This window comes from Thermogutta sp. (genome assembly GCF_039793925.1).
Classification (GTDB): domain Bacteria; phylum Planctomycetota; class Planctomycetia; order Pirellulales; family Thermoguttaceae; genus Thermogutta.
The window spans coordinates 16,481-34,300 of the sequence record NZ_JBAMME010000145.1; the positions used below are offsets into that span (position 1 = coordinate 16,481).

The 17,820-nt window shown below is 55.3% G+C and carries 14 protein-coding genes; 8 read left to right on the forward strand and 6 right to left on the reverse strand.

The annotated features are described in order from the left end of the window. The first annotated feature begins 46 nt into the window (after nucleotides 1–46). Nucleotides 47–2,188: a beta-galactosidase trimerization domain-containing protein gene (locus ABJK56_RS05860; RefSeq protein ID WP_347243730.1), complete on the forward strand. Its 2,142-nt coding sequence runs from the start codon at nucleotides 47–49 to the stop codon at nucleotides 2,186–2,188. A 62-nt stretch (nucleotides 2,189–2,250) separates the two neighbouring features. Here ABJK56_RS05860 and ABJK56_RS05865 read toward each other — a convergent pair whose 3' ends face one another. Further along, entirely contained in the window at nucleotides 2,251–2,673 is a 423-nt protein-coding gene (locus ABJK56_RS05865; protein ID WP_347243731.1) for a secondary thiamine-phosphate synthase enzyme YjbQ, read from the reverse strand. Nucleotides 2,674–2,869: 196 nt separating this feature from the next. Beyond that, the gene (locus ABJK56_RS05870) at nucleotides 2,870–4,597 is read right to left on the reverse strand and encodes an MFS transporter (protein ID WP_347243732.1); all 1,728 of its coding nucleotides are present in this window, start codon (nucleotides 4,595–4,597) and stop codon (nucleotides 2,870–2,872) included. Between the two features lie 538 nt (nucleotides 4,598–5,135). Here ABJK56_RS05870 and ABJK56_RS05875 point away from each other — a divergent pair. Next, nucleotides 5,136–5,909 (forward strand): DUF1080 domain-containing protein, encoded by a 774-nt coding sequence (locus ABJK56_RS05875; protein WP_347243733.1) that lies wholly within the window; start codon nucleotides 5,136–5,138, stop codon nucleotides 5,907–5,909. A 62-nt stretch (nucleotides 5,910–5,971) separates the two neighbouring features. Further along, nucleotides 5,972–6,238 (forward strand): hypothetical protein, encoded by a 267-nt coding sequence (locus ABJK56_RS05880; RefSeq protein WP_347243734.1) that lies wholly within the window; start codon nucleotides 5,972–5,974, stop codon nucleotides 6,236–6,238. A 76-nt stretch (nucleotides 6,239–6,314) separates the two neighbouring features. Here ABJK56_RS05880 and ABJK56_RS05885 read toward each other — a convergent pair whose 3' ends face one another. Continuing rightward, entirely contained in the window at nucleotides 6,315–7,727 is a 1,413-nt protein-coding gene (locus tag ABJK56_RS05885) for a hypothetical protein (RefSeq protein ID WP_347243735.1), read from the reverse strand. A 1,623-nt stretch (nucleotides 7,728–9,350) separates the two neighbouring features. Between ABJK56_RS05885 and ABJK56_RS05890 the strand changes: the two genes are divergently transcribed. The 5 genes from ABJK56_RS05890 (at nucleotide 9,351) to fabF (ending at nucleotide 13,466) form a co-directional block, all read left to right on the forward strand. Beyond that, nucleotides 9,351–9,911 (forward strand): 3-hydroxyacyl-ACP dehydratase FabZ family protein, encoded by a 561-nt coding sequence (locus tag ABJK56_RS05890; RefSeq protein WP_347243736.1) that lies wholly within the window; start codon nucleotides 9,351–9,353, stop codon nucleotides 9,909–9,911. Nucleotides 9,912–10,077: 166 nt separating this feature from the next. Then, nucleotides 10,078–10,836, forward strand: coding sequence for a 3-oxoacyl-ACP reductase FabG (gene fabG, locus ABJK56_RS05895; protein WP_347243737.1), 759 nt, complete (start codon nucleotides 10,078–10,080; stop codon nucleotides 10,834–10,836). A gap of 176 nt (nucleotides 10,837–11,012) precedes the next feature. After that, nucleotides 11,013–11,420, forward strand: coding sequence for an acyl carrier protein (locus ABJK56_RS05900; RefSeq protein ID WP_347243738.1), 408 nt, complete (start codon nucleotides 11,013–11,015; stop codon nucleotides 11,418–11,420). A 78-nt stretch (nucleotides 11,421–11,498) separates the two neighbouring features. After that, nucleotides 11,499–12,008 carry a 3-hydroxyacyl-ACP dehydratase FabZ family protein gene (locus ABJK56_RS05905; protein WP_347243739.1) on the forward strand — a complete coding sequence of 170 codons (510 nt, stop codon included), beginning with the start codon at nucleotides 11,499–11,501 and terminating at the stop codon, nucleotides 12,006–12,008. Nucleotides 12,009–12,182: 174 nt separating this feature from the next. Further along, complete coding sequence (gene fabF, locus ABJK56_RS05910; protein WP_347243740.1) at nucleotides 12,183–13,466, forward strand: beta-ketoacyl-ACP synthase II; 1,284 nt, start codon at nucleotides 12,183–12,185, stop codon at nucleotides 13,464–13,466. 206 nt (nucleotides 13,467–13,672) lie between these two features. Here fabF and ABJK56_RS05915 read toward each other — a convergent pair whose 3' ends face one another. The 3 genes from ABJK56_RS05915 to ABJK56_RS05925 form a co-directional block, all read right to left on the reverse strand. After that, nucleotides 13,673–14,599 (reverse strand): aldo/keto reductase, encoded by a 927-nt coding sequence (locus ABJK56_RS05915; RefSeq protein WP_347243741.1) that lies wholly within the window; start codon nucleotides 14,597–14,599, stop codon nucleotides 13,673–13,675. An 87-nt stretch (nucleotides 14,600–14,686) separates the two neighbouring features. After that, the gene (locus tag ABJK56_RS05920) at nucleotides 14,687–15,259 is read right to left on the reverse strand and encodes a GNAT family N-acetyltransferase (RefSeq protein ID WP_347243742.1); all 573 of its coding nucleotides are present in this window, start codon (nucleotides 15,257–15,259) and stop codon (nucleotides 14,687–14,689) included. A 256-nt stretch (nucleotides 15,260–15,515) separates the two neighbouring features. Then, on the reverse strand, nucleotides 15,516–17,648 hold the full coding sequence (locus ABJK56_RS05925) for an acetylxylan esterase (RefSeq protein ID WP_347243743.1): 2,133 nt from the start codon (nucleotides 17,646–17,648) through the stop codon (nucleotides 15,516–15,518). Nucleotides 17,649–17,820: the final 172 nt, after the last annotated feature.

Below are 17,820 nucleotides of genomic sequence, written 5' to 3' on the forward strand. Positions count from 1 at the left end.
ATCCAGGTCGTCCTTGGTTGTATATTGTGGGACTATACTTCTATCCATGTTGGCGAGTCTCCCCGCAATAAGCGACGAGCCTCTGGATGACCCGTACTACCGCTATATCGCAACAGCTCCCGAGTTCCAGCCCGTGAAACATGACCGAACAATCCTCACCTCTCGATGGGACACTTGGCTGTATATGCCTTGGCGCTATCAGTGGACAATTGGAACAGGCGACGAAGGTGGACTATTCTGCCGTGAGTTCGGAATCAATGGCGGCTTCACAGACCACGGCGATGGTCCGTTCGAGTGGCTTGAGAAGTGGAATCTTCGTTTTTACAACGACCACACTGCCGGAAAGGGCTACCTTTATCTGCGCGACGCCAACCAGCGATCGCGTTTTCAGGCCTTTCAACGTGATGCCCGGGCAATCCGTCAGGATCGAGAAGGACTGAAACCGTTGGACGATGCACTTTTCACAAAGCTTTCCACACTTGTGCGAGAGCGGGTCACACGACTTCGTCAGAGTCCGATGCGCGTGGCTTACGCTTTGGACGACGAAATTTCGTGGGGCATCTTCGTGGTTCCCCTCCCCTGGAGGGTTCACGCCGACGACGAAGCCTATCAACGCTGGCTGGACTACTACTACGGAGGCAAGGGGCCCAAAGCCCAATTTGTTACCCCGGATGCAATACTGCCTCAGTTAAAAAGCCAACTCAAAGACATCGATCTATCGCCCCTTTTGGACCGCATTACGTACAACGATTCAGTGTGGGCGAACTTTTTGGGACGGCTGGTCGAAGTAGCCAATGAAACCGATCCAGAAACCCCCTGTGGCTTCGTAGGTGGCCAAGCGCCGAATATGTGGGGCGGATACGATTATGCCAAATTGATGAAAAAGATCCAATTCATCGAAGCGTACGATCTGGGTTCCTCGCAGGCCATCATTCGCTCCTTTAATCCACAGAATTGTATTCCACAAGTTACAACGCATTTTCACTCTGACCAGCGAGGAACGGCCAACGATGTGTGGCAGAGCTGGTACTACTTCGCCCATGGAAATCGGGGCATGATCGGCTGGGTGGAAGGCTGGTTCGAGGGCACAAAGCCGCGCCCCTGGCTTTACGAATATCGCTCGACTTTGAAAGAGTTGGGCCAGATTCAGGGACCTAAACTCGTGGGTGCCCGGTGGGTTCATGACGGGATTGCCATTTATTACTCCCATCCCTCAATTCAGGTTTCATGGTGCCTGGATAGCGAAGCACACGGTCGCACGTGGGTCAATCGGGGCAACGACCACCGATTGGGTACGTCCCATTTGGTCCGCAAGGCCTGGGAATATATTCTTACAGATAGTGGCCTGCAATACTCGTTTATCTCTTACGATAGCGTCGTTCTTCATGGCATCCCTGATGAGTATCGCGTTCTTATCCTTCCTGCCTGTTATGCCCTGTCTGATGCCGAGGCTCAGCGAATCCGTGAATTCTGCTTGCGAGGCGGAACGGTTATCGCCGACTTTTGCTGCGGTCTATTCGATCAGCATGGCAAAGCACGAGCGCGAGGAGCTCTCGATGATCTCTTCGGCGTTACTCATGACGGAACTGAGCGGGCGCAAGATTTCTTCGGCGAGAGATTTTGGGTGGAGACCGACCAGGATGCAGCCTACAACTACAAATCGTACCGGGAACTGTTCACCACCATTTCCTGCCAGATCCACGATGGTTACGCCGTTGCGGAAAAGCGGCTTCCTGTTTTGAATGTCAAGAAGGTCGGAAATGGCACGGCGGTTTACCTGAATCTATCCCCCCAACGCTACCTCCAGTACCGGGAAGAAGGCACCGCCGACGAGAAGTCTCGCGTGCCTTTCGTGGCGCCCATCTTTGAGGCGGGCGTTCGCCCGTGGATCCAGGTGACAAGCGAGGGCCGGCGGCCTGCTAATATCGAGACCTGCTACTGGAAAAACGGCGGCAGGGTCTTCGTGTTCGTGGTTCAAAACGCTCCGGTGACCGGCTCCATGTTTGGGGCAACCGGTGCAACTTCACTCAAGACGCGCACAATCCCCATTACTGTTCAATTAAACCGGACCGTCCGTGATGTGCGGGATGAACGTACCGGCCACAACCTTGGAGATGGAAACCGCTTCGAATTCCAGTTCCCTATGGCGGAGGCCGTTTTCTTCAGCTTTCGTGCTGATACTCAATAAGACCAACTCTGTGCAACAGTCAGCGCCGGTATGCCCTTGATAGCCTACCAGACGTTGCAGATTTACTCGCCGATGATTTTGATCAGCACGCGTTTGGGACGGCGCCCGTCAAATTCTCCATAAAAAATTTGCTCCCATGGGCCGAAGTCAAGTTTCCCATTGGTGATCGCCACCACAACTTCCCGACCCATGATTTGCCGTTTATGATGGGCATCCCCGTTATCCTCGCCTGTCCGATTATGGTGATACGTCTCGGGCGAGGGATCATACGGAGCCAGTTTTTCCAGCCAGCGTTTATAATCTTCGTGGAGACCGGGTTCATCATCGTTTATGAAGACGCTCGCGGTAATGTGCATGGCATTGACCAGGCAAAGCCCCTCCTTCACACCGCTTTTTTTGACGGCTTCTTCTACCTGCCTCGTAATATTCACAAAATCCATTCGCTTGGGAATATTGAATGTGAGGTACTCCGTATAGCTCTTCATACTGCGCTTCTCCGTTAAAGAATAAACGATAGCTATTGGCTCTCTGAGCGAACCCCGTACTTTGCGCAACTCGGCCATTTGGCAATGTTCTGCCAACCGCCTCACCCTCCCGCAATCCATCCCCCAGGAGGAAATCCCACGTCAGCGTGCTCTTACCGCCAGCCCACTGCGATGGTCGCTTCTAGTGGGCGAATCGTCACTCGGGAAGTGGTTGGTCCTTGGTTTCTGGCGCGAAAGGAAGTACGAGAATCCCAAGAAGGAAGAACAGACACATTGTGGCCCCTGCCACCCGCATCGGTTCCGCAAAGTTGGCGAACACGACGCCGCTCAGATAGCCCTGAAGGAACGGCCCGAATGCGGACACGTAGCGGCCGATGTTGTAGCACATCGATGTGCCGGTGCTCCGCAATCTGGTGGGGAACAGCTCGGGGAAGTAGATCGCGTAGCCTCCAAATACAGAAAGCTGCGCAAACCCCATCAACGGCGCCATCCACAAAACATCGCTCCAGCGTCGCATAGTCAGAAAGACAAACGCTGTGACGACCATAGCAAACAGGAAAAAGATGGCGAACGTCCACTTTCTACCTAACTTGTCCGTTACCATACTGAAGGCATAAATACCGAAAAACGCGCCGATATTGAATAAGAGGAGCTGAATGCTTCCCCAGCGTTGCACATACCCACCGATGTTTTTAGTCCGCTCCTGAATTCGCGCGATATGGTCGGCTAGCGAAGCATTAGAAATATCGGCCTCCGTCACAAAACCGCGTCGGCGTTCCCGGTCTTCCGGCGTCTGAGATTGTCGTTTCCGATCGAGCTTCGCCAGAACCGAACCGTCGTCCGACCATGGCTGATCGAGCAGCCGCAACGCGTTTTCGAGGGTCACCGGTTCCCCTTGAGCGACGAGTGTTAAAGCGGCGGCCAAAAGATACTGGGCATCATGATCCTCTGGACTTTCACCGATCAGATCGCGGGGTGAAATCCCTGCCTCGGCCACTTTCTCCAGTGCACCCGGTGTCTGGAACACGAGAGCCACAAACTGTCGATCCTTCTCGGAAGCTCCTTGCTTTCGATATTCTTCCGTGATGTTGGCCCGAAAAATTGACTGCACCAAATCCACGCCGAAGACCCCGATGCCCCAGAGACCGATGACACCGGCTGCTGCGAGGATAATCCCCACGATCGCCCGAACCCGCCAGCGAGGATCACCGAACAATTCGACCAAAGAACCGGCTTTCTGTTTTGCCGCTTTTCCCTCGGCCACTGCCTGCTTCCAACGTTCCGGCTCTTTCAACCAGAACATGATAAAAACGATGAGCACGGCCGGAAGAACACCCACCCCGAACATCCATCGCCACGTCTGGCCGGAAATATATCCCGCCAGCAGAAGCTGAGAAAACAGAATCCCAACCAGTCCGGCGGAGATATTTCCCACTGCGGAAAAAGCCTGTAGAAATCCGAGAGCATGTGGTCTCGCTCTATCCGGCAGAGTCTCTGCAACAATCGCTGTCCCAAGTCCAAACTGACCGCCAATCCCCAAACCAGCAATGAAACGATAGAGTAAAAAATCCCACAACCCAAAACTGAATGCAGACAACCCCGTGAACAATGAGTAGCAACCCACAGTGAGCAGCATCGTCTTGGCCCGACCAATTTTGTCACCCATGATGCCAAATACGATCCCTCCGGTCGCCCAACCGACGAGCATGACGGCTGTCGCCAAGCCCCCGTAGAAGTTGACGACATCGGGTGTCGCCGTTCCCAGAAGATCACGAATAGCGGGCTGCCTGGCCAGGTTGAAAAGCTGTTGATCGAAGGTATCAAAGGCCCAACCAGCCGTGCATACGATGAGGACAAACCAGTGGTAGCCTGTCAACAACCGATACCACTTCTCGCGATTGGGAGTGGCGTTGGCGTCACTCATTCCTCGCTCCTTTTCTCAGAGAATTTCCAACACTCTACCGCGCTATTCCCAGGGCCCGCTTAACTGTCAACACCAAGGTTAAGCGGGATTATGAGTGATAAACGATCGTTTGTCCAGAAGGCCACCATTCGACCCATCCAGAGGTTTGCTCTGCCGGTAGAAAACCACGTCCACCTCGACAGGCCTTGTTCAGAAGTGATATTCTCTCCGAAGCGACGTGCGTGTCATGTCCATATTGCGACATTGAATAATCCATTTCACCGACCGCGCTCGTCCTTCTCGCTTCGGTGCGTAGTCGTACAGGAGGGGCGATTCATGAATCGCCCTTACCCACCGAATTTTGCGCGGTGGCCGTACCGCCAATAGGGGCAACACATGAGCTGCCCGTACCATACGTTACGCGGTGGCCACTCGGGGGTTTTTGCAAAAGTGGGAATGGGTTAGGGATGACACGTTGTTGACGCGCCGCAAGCCGCGCTTTTAAATAGGCGGATGTTCGGCAGTGGCAACCGTGCGCAAACCAAACGGGAGGTGCGTTATGACGAAACAATGCGGCTTGTGTACTCCCTGGAAGATGGTGGTCATCTTAGGATCTTTGCTGGCTATCCTGCTGAGTCCGCCGGGTGGCCGTTCGGAGGAACCACAACCGGCATCGGCGACCGGAGAGAAGACGATTGTCATCAGCATGGAGGACTTATCAGCCTGGCGTGAGCCGCACGGTGAGTGGGCCATTGTGGGTGAGGCCATTATGGACCCCCAGCAACCCCAGCGACTGGCGGTGAAACCGGGCCAGGGGATCCTCTATAACGGTCCTTCCGGAAAAACTGTCGACCTTTTCACCATCGTTGAACATGGCGACGTGATCGCGCACATCGAGTTCATGGTCCCGAAGGGATCCAATTCGGGCGTCTATTTTCAGGGACGGTATGAAGTCCAGATCTTCGACAGTTGGGGTGTGAAAAAACCCACCTACAGTGATTGCGGTGGCATTTATCAGAGGTGGGGACCGCAGGTGGGTTATGAAGGGCATGCCCCCCGCGTTAACGCCGCCAAAAAACCAGGAGAGTGGCAAACTTTTGACGTGATCTTTCGGGCGCCCCGGTTTGATGCCTCGGGAAAAAAGATCGAAAATGCCCGATTCGTCAAAGTCATTCACAACGGCGTTCTAATCCACGAGAATGTGGAAGTCACCGGTCCTACCCGAGCCTCGCACTTTACCGATGAAAAGCCGCTCGGACCGCTTATGCTTCAGGGAGATCATGGTCCGGTGGCCTACCGCAATATCCGCCTCCGGTTGGTCACGCTACCTTGAAGAAAGACGCGAAGTCCATCAGAGCATTGAGACACGCTGGACTTACAGAAAAGGTCGAAGCCATGGCGAGTCAAGAAACTGGCGCCGGTTCAGTGACCAATCCGGCAAGCAATCATGAGATCTCAGAACAACTCGTGATCATCCGGCGCATGTTGCGTCGGATGGTGGTGACGATCGGATTGCTGTGTCTAGCCGTGTTTCTCCTCGCGGCCAGCGTGTTCGGCTATCTTGTGAACTATTTCTCTTTTGACCCGTTACTGGTGGGAGGTGTTTCTGCCGGTGCTGCCGTCATCGGCTTCCTGGTCGGATTGTTCGTTGGGCGACGTTAACGAAGTTTTCTGCCGGATTAGGCCAAAAGGTTGCCGATTTTATCGGAACGTTGTCGGCTCCGTTGTGGCGGCCAACTCATCGAACCTGCGCGGACTGTGGTGCAGGAGTCCGCGTGGCAATCGCCGGATCGAAGTAGTGGGCGGTCGTCTCAAAAGCAAGTTGCGTCGCTGCACTGGGACAGCGAACCTCCGCTCGGAAGATATGGTTCCCCGGCTGCTGAGCTTGGGCTTGGACGGTGAGCACAAGTTTCTGGCCAGGGGCGATTTCTTCAATTTTTTCGAACACCACTTGACCCGGCAGAATCTTGTGAGGAGCTCCTTCCGCCGCAATAGGCTCGATCCCCTCCGAGAAAAAGCCGACCACAAAGACATCAGTCGCTGCCTTGCTTCCTTTGTTCTCGACCACGATGCGATACGTTCCTTCCTGGCCAACAGGAAGCGGACGACCTGGGCCCTCCACATCAAGCACCAGATTGGGGACAGCCTGGACGACCGTCACCAACGATGATTCAGCCGTCAGTCCACCTTCCGCCACACCCTCCACCATCAGGCGTGCTTCTCCGTCGGCCAGGAACCGACAGGGTATCTGGAAACTCTGCTTATCTCCGGGCGGAAGGGTCGGGATTGTCCAACTGATGAGATGATCATCGATTCGGGCCCCCTGTAAAGCGTTTCGAACGGGTTCGACTGCACTCGAATGACGAAGTTGTACCCGCACATTCTCCGCAGGAGCGGTTCCGGGATTCTCCACGGTTACAACATACTCGTCGCTTTGACCCACGAACTGGAGGCTCGGGCCACTGACAGAGACACTCAGATCCGGCTTGACGATTGCGATCTCGTGATCAGCACGGGCCGCGATATTTCCCGCCGCTGTGGCGTCGATGCTCAAAAGCATCTTGCCGGTTTCGCGAGCCACCAGCTCCAGTTCGATGATCCGTTTCTGTCCCGGCGCCAGATTGCCCAGGAGCTGCTTGATGGGATCCTTTTGCGCCTTGTTCAGCGGTTGAATGGCAACCGTAACGTCTTCTGCTTCGGCCGAACCGACATTGGAGACAACCAGGCGATAGACTTCGGAGCGTCCAAACAGGACGTCGTGCGGACCCTCCACATCGACCTGGAGCTTGGGCTCCCGCACTTCGATTTTCGCCTCTGTACGGGGCGGAGCGAATGTGTACTGAATGGCCAGATCAATTGTTTGGCTTTCCCGCGGAATTAACTTCAAAGAAAGCTTTTCCGTTTTGCCTGCGCCAACCGTCGGGAGAGTCCAAACCAGGGTCGTACCATTCGCATCGGGTGTCGTTGCCGTATCCCCTGCGGATGCTTCAAAACCCACCACCTCAGCCCATCGCGGAATCGCAACGGTTACTCGAACGGCATTCGCCTCGCGTCCACCCTGGTTTTTCAGGTGTATCTCGTAACTACCGGGTTTTCCCAAAGTGATGCTTTCTGGCCCCACCGTGTTTACGGCGAGAACGGGACCACTCAAACCCCCGGAAACACTTCCAATCGTCCGGTGCTCCGTGGACCTGGCAGGTGGTGGGGCCGCCGACGAGGCCAAATCTTCGCCGCCCCGCACAGAAGTCGGTGATTTGGCGAGTGTCGGAGAGCTCCTGCCGGCAACAGTCAAAGTCTGCTCGTTTCCTGTACCAGCACTGTTTCCGGTAGGCGGAGGGCTTACACCTCGGGAGCTATCCGACACCTGCGAAGCATTTGGGACCAGGGATTGCCCGGACACCGGAGTCTGTACGACGGGAGACGTCGCATGAGTCGGCCGTGGTGGCTGGACTGAGGTTGATTCCACTGGTGGCGCGGCCGCGGTCTGCGGCCAGACACGGCTTTCGGAGGGAACCGCACCGCCCACCGCCCCATGTGCAGGAGCGGCCGCTGGGCTGTTCCCCTCAGGTATACTGGCCCGATCCGCAAGTGGTACCGGTGAATGTCTCGGTTGATCGGCTGAGGCCACCTTGCCTGTTGTCGTCACTGCGCGGACGGGCGCCTCCGGGGGAGCCGAACCAACCGGCTGTTGCGGGCCCGTCGGATTTGCGCCGATGGCAGTCTGATGCGCTTCGGCCGGCGGTGTTGCCAAAGTTCTACTCGAGGTAAACGGTGACTGGCGGTATCCCATCAACCGCTGGTACAGCGGTGCCCGCGCAGGGCTCTCATCGGTGGAAGTGGCTGGCGTGGACCGTTGAGGCATAGAGCTCGCGCCGGAATCCTTGGGGTTACCCTGTAACACCGACTGAGCCAGATGCGGCTCGTCTGATCGGGCAGGCAGCGCTGCCCCAGTAGGCGTCGGTCCACCGGTCGGGCGAGCGTTTGTCGGGACCGCGGTGCGAGATGCCTCACCCGTGACAAGTGGATCAGGTTGCGGAGTCAGCGGGGTCTTATCTTCGTCAACGAAAGCTGAACCAGCTCGCCTGGGAGGGGATGGCTCCGCCGTCTCGGTTTGCTCATCAGACGTCTGCGTTTTTCTTACCGGTCGTATTCCAGAGAAAAGCTTTTGGCCAAAATTTTCGATTCGATCAAGCAGTCCGAGAGGCCGATCCGACGTGTCGCTCAATGCCACGGCCTGGCCCAGCGTGCACGCCAAAACGATCGAAAGGCAAAAAGCGCTCAGCCTCATCCCCTCACTCCTCTGAAATAGGGAGTAGTCAATCCGGCCATGTGGAAAGACCGCCACTTTCCCTCAAGGACTGTATCGGACGGGGCGATTGTATTAGATTAGAGGATTTGGCGGGATGAACCAGATTTGCCGCTTATACGAACGAAATTGATAACACATTTTTGATAGGCGATAAATCATCCAGTCGGGGGGCAATTCCGGCTGGGACAAATGGGCGTTGGAAGCTCGATCCGAGCTCAGAGCATTCAAAGTCGGGCGACCTTGAATGCACTGTGTGTTGGCCTTTATGGTGGAATAAGTCCAACCAATTTAGGGGACTCCGTAAAGTTCTGTGGGGCCAAACAATACGGGCAAGAAACATCGGTTGTGACAGATAGGGCTACCCTGTATACTCAATGTTTTTACAGTCCCGCGCAACGGTGCGAGTGAGGCCCCGGTGATTTTCCTACAAAACGCACCATTGTCACACTGACGGACCGTCTTGCCATGCGGTTTTCACTGGTTGACAGGATTATCGACGTCAAGCCTGGTAAAGAAATTACCGCGGTAAAAGCGCTCTCGCTTTGCGAAGAGTATCTCGCGGATCACTTTCCTAACTTTCCTGTTTTGCCTGGTGTTTTGATGCTCGAAGCCCTCACCCAGGCTGCCGCATGGCTGGTGCGAATAACTGAAGACTTTGCCCACAGCATCGTGGTATTGAAAGAGGCAAAACGTGTCCGTTTTGGACAATTTGTAGAGCCGGGCCAGGTTCTCCGGGTCAGGGCGGAAATTATTCGAGACGACGGGCGACTCACTGAGGTGCAGGCAGAGGGAATCCTCGACGGCAAAACGACCGTTAGCGCTCGTCTCGTAATGGAACGATACAACCTGGCTGAACGCGATCCCACCTGCGCAAGTTTGGATGATTCGGTAAAAAGAGACATGCGGAAACTCCTGGGGTTGCTGCTGGGTGGTGACAAACTATCCAAAGGCGTACCCGCAAAAGAGACGGATTCATCTACGGGGTCGCAGTTGGGCGGTCAGTCGGTCATGCTCAAAAGTACCTGACTTTCAGAGTACCACATGGCTCCGTCGTGGCGCTTTGAACGATGGCACCCAAAAATTGGGCAAGGTCAACGGCCGTGGATACAACGATGAGCATGCTGTTTTCCTGCAGAGGCTGCACAGTCTGGATTAAATCGGATGCTCTCAATTCAGAAATCGGTGGCAACACATGAAGCATCGGTTTGAAGATAAGGTTGCGTTGGTGACAGGGGGCTCCCGAGGAATTGGCCGAGCCTGCGTTTTTCAACTGGCACGGGAGGGTGCGGAAGTCTGGTTTTTGTATCAGTCCAATCAGTTGGCAGCGGCAGCGGTGGTGAACGAACTCAGTGCTGAGGGGGCTAAGGTTCGCGCTGAGCAAGCCGACGTCCGTGACGCTGCGCGAATTCAAGAGATTGTGGAAAAAATTCTTAATGAGCGGGGCAAAATCGATGTACTGGTGAATTCGGCGGGTGTCATCCGCGATGGGCTCGTGGGGACGATGACAGACGAACAGTGGCGGGACGTATTGGAAACGAATTTGACGGGAACATTTAACTGCTGCCGGGCGGTTGCTCAGCCGATGCTCTCGCAACGTCAGGGGAGCATCGTCAATCTCTCCAGCACGGCCGCTGAGTTTTCTTCGCGTGGCCAGGCTAATTACGCCGCCAGCAAGGGGGGGATCAATGGGCTGACCCGCGCTCTCGCGAAAGAGTTTGCTGCTCGTGGGGTCCGCGTCAATGCGGTCGCCCCGGGTATGATAGAAACCGATATGAGCGAAGCGGTCAGAGGGCTTGCCGGGGCCAAAATAAAAGAAATCATTCCCATGCGGCGAGTGGGCACTCCTGAGGAAGTTGCTCGCCTTGTGGCATTCCTGGCCAGCGATGAAGCCTCCTACATCACCGGCCAAATTATTCGTGTCGATGGGGGGCTGAGCTTGGGCGGCTATTGAAACGACTTATAATAAGACATCCCTGCACTGGGGTCCTTCGCTCGCACGCAAATTCCAAGGGAATTGACACACATGAGGACGTCCCGGTAGTCGGACAGCGTTCATCCCACACGGCTGCCGGGGGAACGTGGAAATGTGGATTCGATAGGTTTCGGATTGGCCAAAGGGAGACTGCAATGCTCACCCAGGAGGAGATTTATCAAAAGGTTCGCGAGGTGCTTGTGGACGCACTGGCCGTGGATGAGGATGAGGTAAAGCCCGAGGCCACACTGGTAGGGGACCTCGGTGCCGAGTCGATCGACTTCCTCGACATCGTGTTCAAGCTGGAAAAGACATTCAATATCAAAATCCCGCGCGGTGAATTGTTCCCGGAGGATGTTCTGACCAATCCAGAGTACGTCAAAGATGGCAAATTCACCGAGGCGGGACTCGCCGAACTCCGCAAGCGTATGCCGTTTGCTGAGCTGGATCAATTCGCGAGAAATCCCCTCGTTCAGGATTTTGCCAATCTCCTGACGGTGCGAGATATGTGCCGGTTTGTGGAGCTGAAGCTTCAGCAACAGGAGGGCCAGGCCTCTGCTTGACAATCGGCCCTCGTCCCGGGGAAGCTGCGAACGGGTTCGCCCCACTATAGGGCCGTTCTTCAGACGTTGAGTGCGCACATGCGGTGGTATTGGATTGATCGATTTATTGAATTTCACAGTGGGCGGATGGCCAGGGCAATTAAGAATGTATCCCTGGCCGAGGAATATCTTCACGATCACTTCCCCGGCTATCCTGTCATGCCCAATAGCCTGGTCATTGAAGGCGTGGCCCAGACAGGCGGGTTGCTGGTGGGGGAATACAACCAGTTCAGGCTGAAAGTGGTGCTGGCAAAGGTCCCCCACGCCAAGTTTTATTGCGAAGCTGTGCCTGGCGACGTGCTCACTTACACGGCCACCATTGAGCACATCCATCCCCACGGAGCGGTTGTCAAGGCAACAAGTCACAAGGGGGAAATACTTCAGGCCGAGATGGAACTGGTGTTTGCCCATCTGGGTGAGGACTTCAATAACCGGGAACTCTTTGATCCCGGTACGCTGACGCATATGATGCGAATCCTTCGGGCCTACGAAGTGGGCAAAGCGGCCGACGGATCCCCCCTTAAGGAGCCTCCTGAGGAAACGGTGTAGACGGGTGCTTGGGACAAGCGTATTGCCACGTTATAGCATATCATTTCATTTAAAATACGATCGGTTATCTGATCCTGATGGCCTATCAATGAAGCTGCTAATGGAGGTCCCGCACAATTATCGGCGGCCATTGGAAATTGTAGAATCCGCTGGGAGATAATCGGAGCGAGCTCCATGAGGCGCCGCGTTGTCATTACGGGAATGGGAATGGTGACTCCGCTCGGTGCGGATCTGGAGACTGTCTGGCGCCGCCTTCTCAACGGCGAGTCAGGCATCGACTACATCACCCTTTTCGACGCCAGCCATTTTCCTACAAGGATTGCGGCGGAGGTGAAAAACTGGAGCCTGGCCGACGTCGGCGAGAACCCCGAAGAGTGGAAGTTCCAGGGACGTCACACGCATTTCGCTATCGGGGCTGCGAAAAAGGCATGGCTGGATGCAGGGCTTGATTCTGCGAAGATCGATCCCACGAGATTTGGGGTCTATACCGGCAGCGGCGAAGGACAGCAGGATTTCCATCGCTTCACCCAGATGATGGTGGCCGCCCTGTCGGATGGCGAGCTGGACGTCGTCAAGTTTACTAAAAAAGGGCTTGAAATCCTCCATCCGATTGAAGAGCTGGAACAGGAACCCAATATGCCGGCGGGACACCTCGCCGGATTGTTTAATGCCCAAGGTCCGAATATGAACTGTTTGACGGCATGCGCCGCGAGCAGTCAAGCAATCGGCGAAGCTGTGGAGATTATTCGGCGCGGCGAAGCCGACATCATGCTTTCCGGGGGCACCCATACAATGATCCACCCCTTCGGCGTCACAGGCTTCTGCCTCCTCACGGCGCTGAGCACCCAGAACGATCCGCCGCAAAAGGCGTCCCGGCCGTTCGACCGCAATCGGGATGGATTCGTTCTCGGTGAGGGGGCCGGTATGGTCATTTTGGAGGAACTCGAGCACGCCAAGCGCAGAGGGGCGCGAATTTATGGAGAAGTCATCGGCTACGGCACAACGGCTGACGCCTACCGAATTACCGACACCCATCCCGAGGGCCGCGGTGCTATAAGCTGCATGCAAATGGCACTGAAGGATGCGGGCATCAACCCGGAAGACGTGGATTATATCAATGCCCACGGCACAAGCACGGTGGTTAATGACAAGGTCGAGACTCTCGCTATCAAAAAGGTCTTCGGCGATTATGCGTACAAACTGCCGGTCTCCAGCACGAAGAGCATGATGGGGCATCTCATCGCGGCCGCCGGCGCCACAGAACTGATCATCTGTCTGCTTGCCATTCGGGACAACGTCCTCCCTCCGACCATCAATTACGAAACGCCCGATCCTGAATGCGACCTCGATTACGTGCCCAACGTTGCCCGCGAAGCCAAGTGCGATATCGCCCTCAGTAACAGTTTCGGCTTTGGGGGCCAAAATATCAGCCTCATCGTCAGTCGATTCATAGGCTGAAGTCACCGACAGGTCGCCGCGGACTCGCACGGCCGCCGGGCGGATTTTAAAAATGGATCCCATTCCACCCGGCCCGGGTTCTCCTTACCATGCGCGACAGTGTGACTTGGCACCAAGCAGACGTCGTCTTGCCCAACTACACGAACGATCAGCGGTCCCAGCATTTATTGTGGCGAAACAGTAGATTCAATGTGACAATTCCGGCGCTAGGCCACGCTGGCCAATCTTTCCAGGGTGCTGGCCACACGTTGCTTGAAGTCGTCAATCTCTTCGGGTAGCTCGAATCCCACGATCAGTGCATCCACGCACCCGGAACGAAGAGCGAACTCAATCGCTCGGTCACGCAAGGCAGGATCGTTGCGGAACGCCCCTTCGCCAACAATTTTCATCCCGATGACACCCTTCCCCGCATCGTGAATGCGTTTCAGTACCGGCATCACGACCTCGGGCTTGTCATCCATTTTCGTGCCCAAATGATTGACGCGGGCGTGCACAACGTCCACCCAATCTGACTCAGCCGCTGCCTCCAGCGCGGAAACAGCATGGCAGGAAACGCCGTGCGCCCGAATCAGCCCCTTCTGCTTGAGATCCTCCAGCAAGTCCATCTGCCGTCTCATCGTGTCGGTCCATTGACCGTTCATCATGCAGTGGATCTGAACCAGATCGATGTAATCGGTGTTAAGCTCCTTCAGGAAGCGTTTGACCGCCACATCGGCGTCGGTGCGGTCTTCCGCGGGAATACCCGACGGATGGAACCAGACCTTCGTCACAAGGACGTAGCTGTCTCGCGGTTTGTCGCGCAATGCCCGGGCGACATACTGATGGGAACCGTAAAGGTCGGCGTTGTCGAACAACCGGATGCCCGCATCATACGCATAGCGAACGACTCGCTCCGCATGATCCAGTCCGCGACGCGTGAGATTGGATTGGCGGTTGAACGCCCTCATTCCGAAGCCAATCCCGATGCGCGTCGCTTTGAGGTGCTTCCCAAGAGGAACGAGCGCGACCGGGTCGGTTATAAAACTGCCTACGTTCGCGTGTGCTAGCCGCTGTGCCGCGAGGTGACTTTCAAGCCATAATCCTGCACTAACGGTGGCTGTATTGGCTAGGAAGGAACGTCGGTCGAGCGACATCAGCGATCTCCCTCTGCTGGGTAAATCAAGAACAGCAATAAGACCCTTTACCAACGTGGTGCCATGTCGATTTTGGCAGGCGTTATTTTATCGGGGGACTGGGAGCTCGGCAACTTTGTAAACGGTTTGCGTGACGACAAATCCCACGCGTTGATAGAGGCGGATCGCCCCTTCATTTTCAGCGGTCACTTCGAGAAAGACTCGCGGAGCCCCCGCTTCCTGAAATCCTCTTAAGGCGCGATAGAGCAACCCTCGCCCCACGCCTCGATTTCGGTGCGGAGGAGTGACGCCGACATTCTGAATACTCCCAATCCCGGTATTCGGATCCAAAATGCCCTGTATCGTGCCGCAATATTCATAGACCTCTTCGTGCGAAGATTGGCCCCGAAACACGGCCAACCAGGTTGCCTGCGGAAGGAAGCCCGGCTTACGTACGATGGCCCACATCAGTCGCCGGCAGCTTGACTCATCGAGAAAGCAGGGGAACACGTTGGCGTCAATCTCTCCTCGAAAACTGATGTGTTTCACCCGAGCATGAATGTCAAGCAAGTCTTGCTGCCACGGCAGAAAAGTGTACCCCTCGGGTACCGCGGGCTCTTCCAGGACGCGATTTTGCAAGTCGATCTCCATTCGGTATCGTTTAAAATACGTCCAGCCCATGCCGCCGAGTCCCTTACAAGAGATCAGCAGGGAGTGACATCGACCTAACCTCAGTCTAGGTCACCTCCGATTATCGGTCAACGTGACAAGGATTCTTTCAGATGACCTTTGCCCGAAACCAAACCGCCAGGCTGTTGCCTCACAGGGCGACGAGTTGTAACAGCCAGGAAGTGCGGCAACCGCATCACACGAAAAAGATACTTTCTTCGCGCGAGTGGAAGCTGTTCTCTAATGTTCTATTCAGCCACACGTTGCTTCACTGCGTCGGGCTCACCTTCAATTTGTCCTCAGACCAGCCGAGACGCCTTGCCGCGGCCACTAGAGCCTGATAGTCCTCCATCATCTGCGTCTTCACCTCAACGCGATTTCGATCGGCAGCCAGCAAGACGGCCTGCGGGACCTCCATAACGCGCGATATGTTGAGGATATAGGGTCCGTTGCGATGGGTCGCCGGAATTTCTGTCAGGATGAGTTTGTCCACTGGCTCGAAAACACTGGCATAGCACGCAAGGACTCCAAAACGTCCCTGGGCTTTGATCGTTAGGGTTAACCCTTTCCACGTGTTCTGCCTGCGAACTGCCTGAATGGCCCGGATGATGTCAAAGACGCGCATTCCGTCGCTGGTTTGACCGATGAGCATAAATCGCCGTTCGATCTGAGTTCGTTTCTTCGCATCAGAATTCCAGGCCGTCGGGCCGATACCTCGTGGGAGTAACAGGATCAGCAAGGTACCGGGCGAGCTTGTTAACTGTGACTTCACGTTCTGCCACGCTTCTTCGCTCCCCTGCAGGCCTTTCTCTTCATCAGTCACAAGGTCCTGGCTGAGAATTTCAGAGAAACGCACCTTTAAACTGGATAGCCACCGGTTCCAATCATTTTCGTCGAGCAACTCCATGTCTATTCGCCTGGGCGTCCCCTCCGCGGCGGAAAGACAATAAACTGGCAGAGCGATCTGATCCTGAACCGAAAGTTCCGCCCTTGCCAGACGGATTCCGTCAGCCTCCGCCTCCTTAGCGTTGTTCCAGGCCGGCGGGGGCATGTTGCTCGGCCAGCCCCTGAAACATTTTTCTCTTAAAAGATTCATCCACCGAGTCTTAAGTTCCAGCCATTGTGCCGCGTTCTCCGGAAAGACAATTGGTGCCGCGGGAACGAAATGCTCGTGAATTGTTGTGTTGAGTTGATCTTCGGGAATCTCCTCCAGAACCTTGAGCTCTTGAGGCGTGAAAACCTTTTCCACAGGATCATAGACTTCGCGCTCCTTGCCCAAAAGATGACGATCAATCCAGCGGAAAGCGGCCTCCTGAATTGGTTGAATATCATCATGCGCCGCTTTGGTAACAAAAATGCCGATTTTATCCTCAGCGTCGTACAACCGATAAATCTTCCGCGCTGTTTCATAAACTCTGCGAACCCCATCCTCCGGGAAAATAGGGTCATGATCACCATTGACAATTAACAGCGGCCGGGGAGCCACTAGAGCTGCGACCATTGGAAAATCCCAGCGGTATGTATTCACGAAATACATGCAATCGCAGTGACCCTCCACACAGCCATCCACGACGTGGTTTTGCAGATCGGTGATACCAGCCACGGGAACTGCCACTTTAACGCGTGGATCGATCGCGGCAATCCACCAACTGTAGGCGCCACCCCCGCTGCGTCCAGTGACACCAATCCGTTCCGGATCGATTTCAGGCCGAGACTGCAAATAGTCAATCGCCCGCACACAATTCCACGCTTCAACTCCCGCGGGTGTATAGCCCCGGTTATTCCACCACCACATTCCGTAGCGATAGGTCCCGTGGTGGATACCCTCGATTTCTCCCAGTTGCAGGCTATCGAGAACAAGGCAGGCGTATCCATGCCGCGCAAACCAAACAGCGTGAAAATGGTAATGCGTCTTGTTACCGTAGCTGACGTTATCAACCTTCACCTGAGAGTGACCACAGAGATAGAGGACGGCAGGCACCCGCTCCGTAACGTTTTTGGGCAGATATAGGTTGGCCGTGACGTACAATCCGGGAAGGGATTGATAGTACAGCTTTTCCACGCGAAAGTCGTCCCGATCAATCGTGCCTGTGATCGTCACTTTCAGGTCACTCTTTGCTGGCCACGGATCGAGTCCCAGCATTTCGCGGAGTTGACGGCGGTATTCTTCACACCGCTGCTCCCAGTCCGCTCGCGTTTTAATTTCAGACAGACAGTTGTCCCGAAGGATGGCGACCTCATGCTCGAAGTACCGGCTCAACATGGCGTCGCCCGGCAAAGGCCCCAGCGGCCGCCATTCCGGCCGCGGTTGTCCAAAGGCCATGTTGCCACTGACAACTACACCCATAAATACCAGCCCCCACAAGGCGAAGCGTCCAGGATGGCATTTTTGGGCACGCATTGGCGTCTCCTCTTTCGTGTGACGGATCGGACGGAAACAAAGGGCATGAACGGGACAGGCCTCTACCAGTACCCCAGTCAGCCAAGCGCCAAATATTGGACCAACGATTTTCAGCCCTCACAAGACACCGTTTCCCCCATGTTCAGTAACATCATAAAACGTCTCAGGTTTC

Bases quoted from the DNA above. Each gene is read 5' to 3' on its own strand.
- ABJK56_RS05920 (WP_347243742.1), bottom strand. From the start codon at position 15,259: ATGGGCTGGACGTATTTTAAACGATACCGAATGGAGATCGACTTGCAA.
- ABJK56_RS05875 (WP_347243733.1), top strand. From the start codon at position 5,136: ATGACGAAACAATGCGGCTTGTGTACTCCCTGGAAGATGGTGGTCATC.
- ABJK56_RS05870 (WP_347243732.1), bottom strand. From the start codon at position 4,597: ATGAGTGACGCCAACGCCACTCCCAATCGCGAGAAGTGGTATCGGTTG.
- ABJK56_RS05905 (WP_347243739.1), top strand. From the start codon at position 11,499: ATGCGGTGGTATTGGATTGATCGATTTATTGAATTTCACAGTGGGCGG.
- ABJK56_RS05890 (WP_347243736.1), top strand. From the start codon at position 9,351: ATGCGGTTTTCACTGGTTGACAGGATTATCGACGTCAAGCCTGGTAAA.
- ABJK56_RS05860 (WP_347243730.1), top strand. From the start codon at position 47: ATGTTGGCGAGTCTCCCCGCAATAAGCGACGAGCCTCTGGATGACCCG.
- fabF (WP_347243740.1), top strand. From the start codon at position 12,183: ATGAGGCGCCGCGTTGTCATTACGGGAATGGGAATGGTGACTCCGCTC.
- ABJK56_RS05925 (WP_347243743.1), bottom strand. From the start codon at position 17,648: ATGCGTGCCCAAAAATGCCATCCTGGACGCTTCGCCTTGTGGGGGCTG.
- ABJK56_RS05915 (WP_347243741.1), bottom strand. From the start codon at position 14,599: ATGTCGCTCGACCGACGTTCCTTCCTAGCCAATACAGCCACCGTTAGT.
- ABJK56_RS05880 (WP_347243734.1), top strand. From the start codon at position 5,972: ATGGCGAGTCAAGAAACTGGCGCCGGTTCAGTGACCAATCCGGCAAGC.
- ABJK56_RS05865 (WP_347243731.1), bottom strand. From the start codon at position 2,673: ATGAAGAGCTATACGGAGTACCTCACATTCAATATTCCCAAGCGAATG.
- ABJK56_RS05900 (WP_347243738.1), top strand. From the start codon at position 11,013: ATGCTCACCCAGGAGGAGATTTATCAAAAGGTTCGCGAGGTGCTTGTG.
- fabG (WP_347243737.1), top strand. From the start codon at position 10,078: ATGAAGCATCGGTTTGAAGATAAGGTTGCGTTGGTGACAGGGGGCTCC.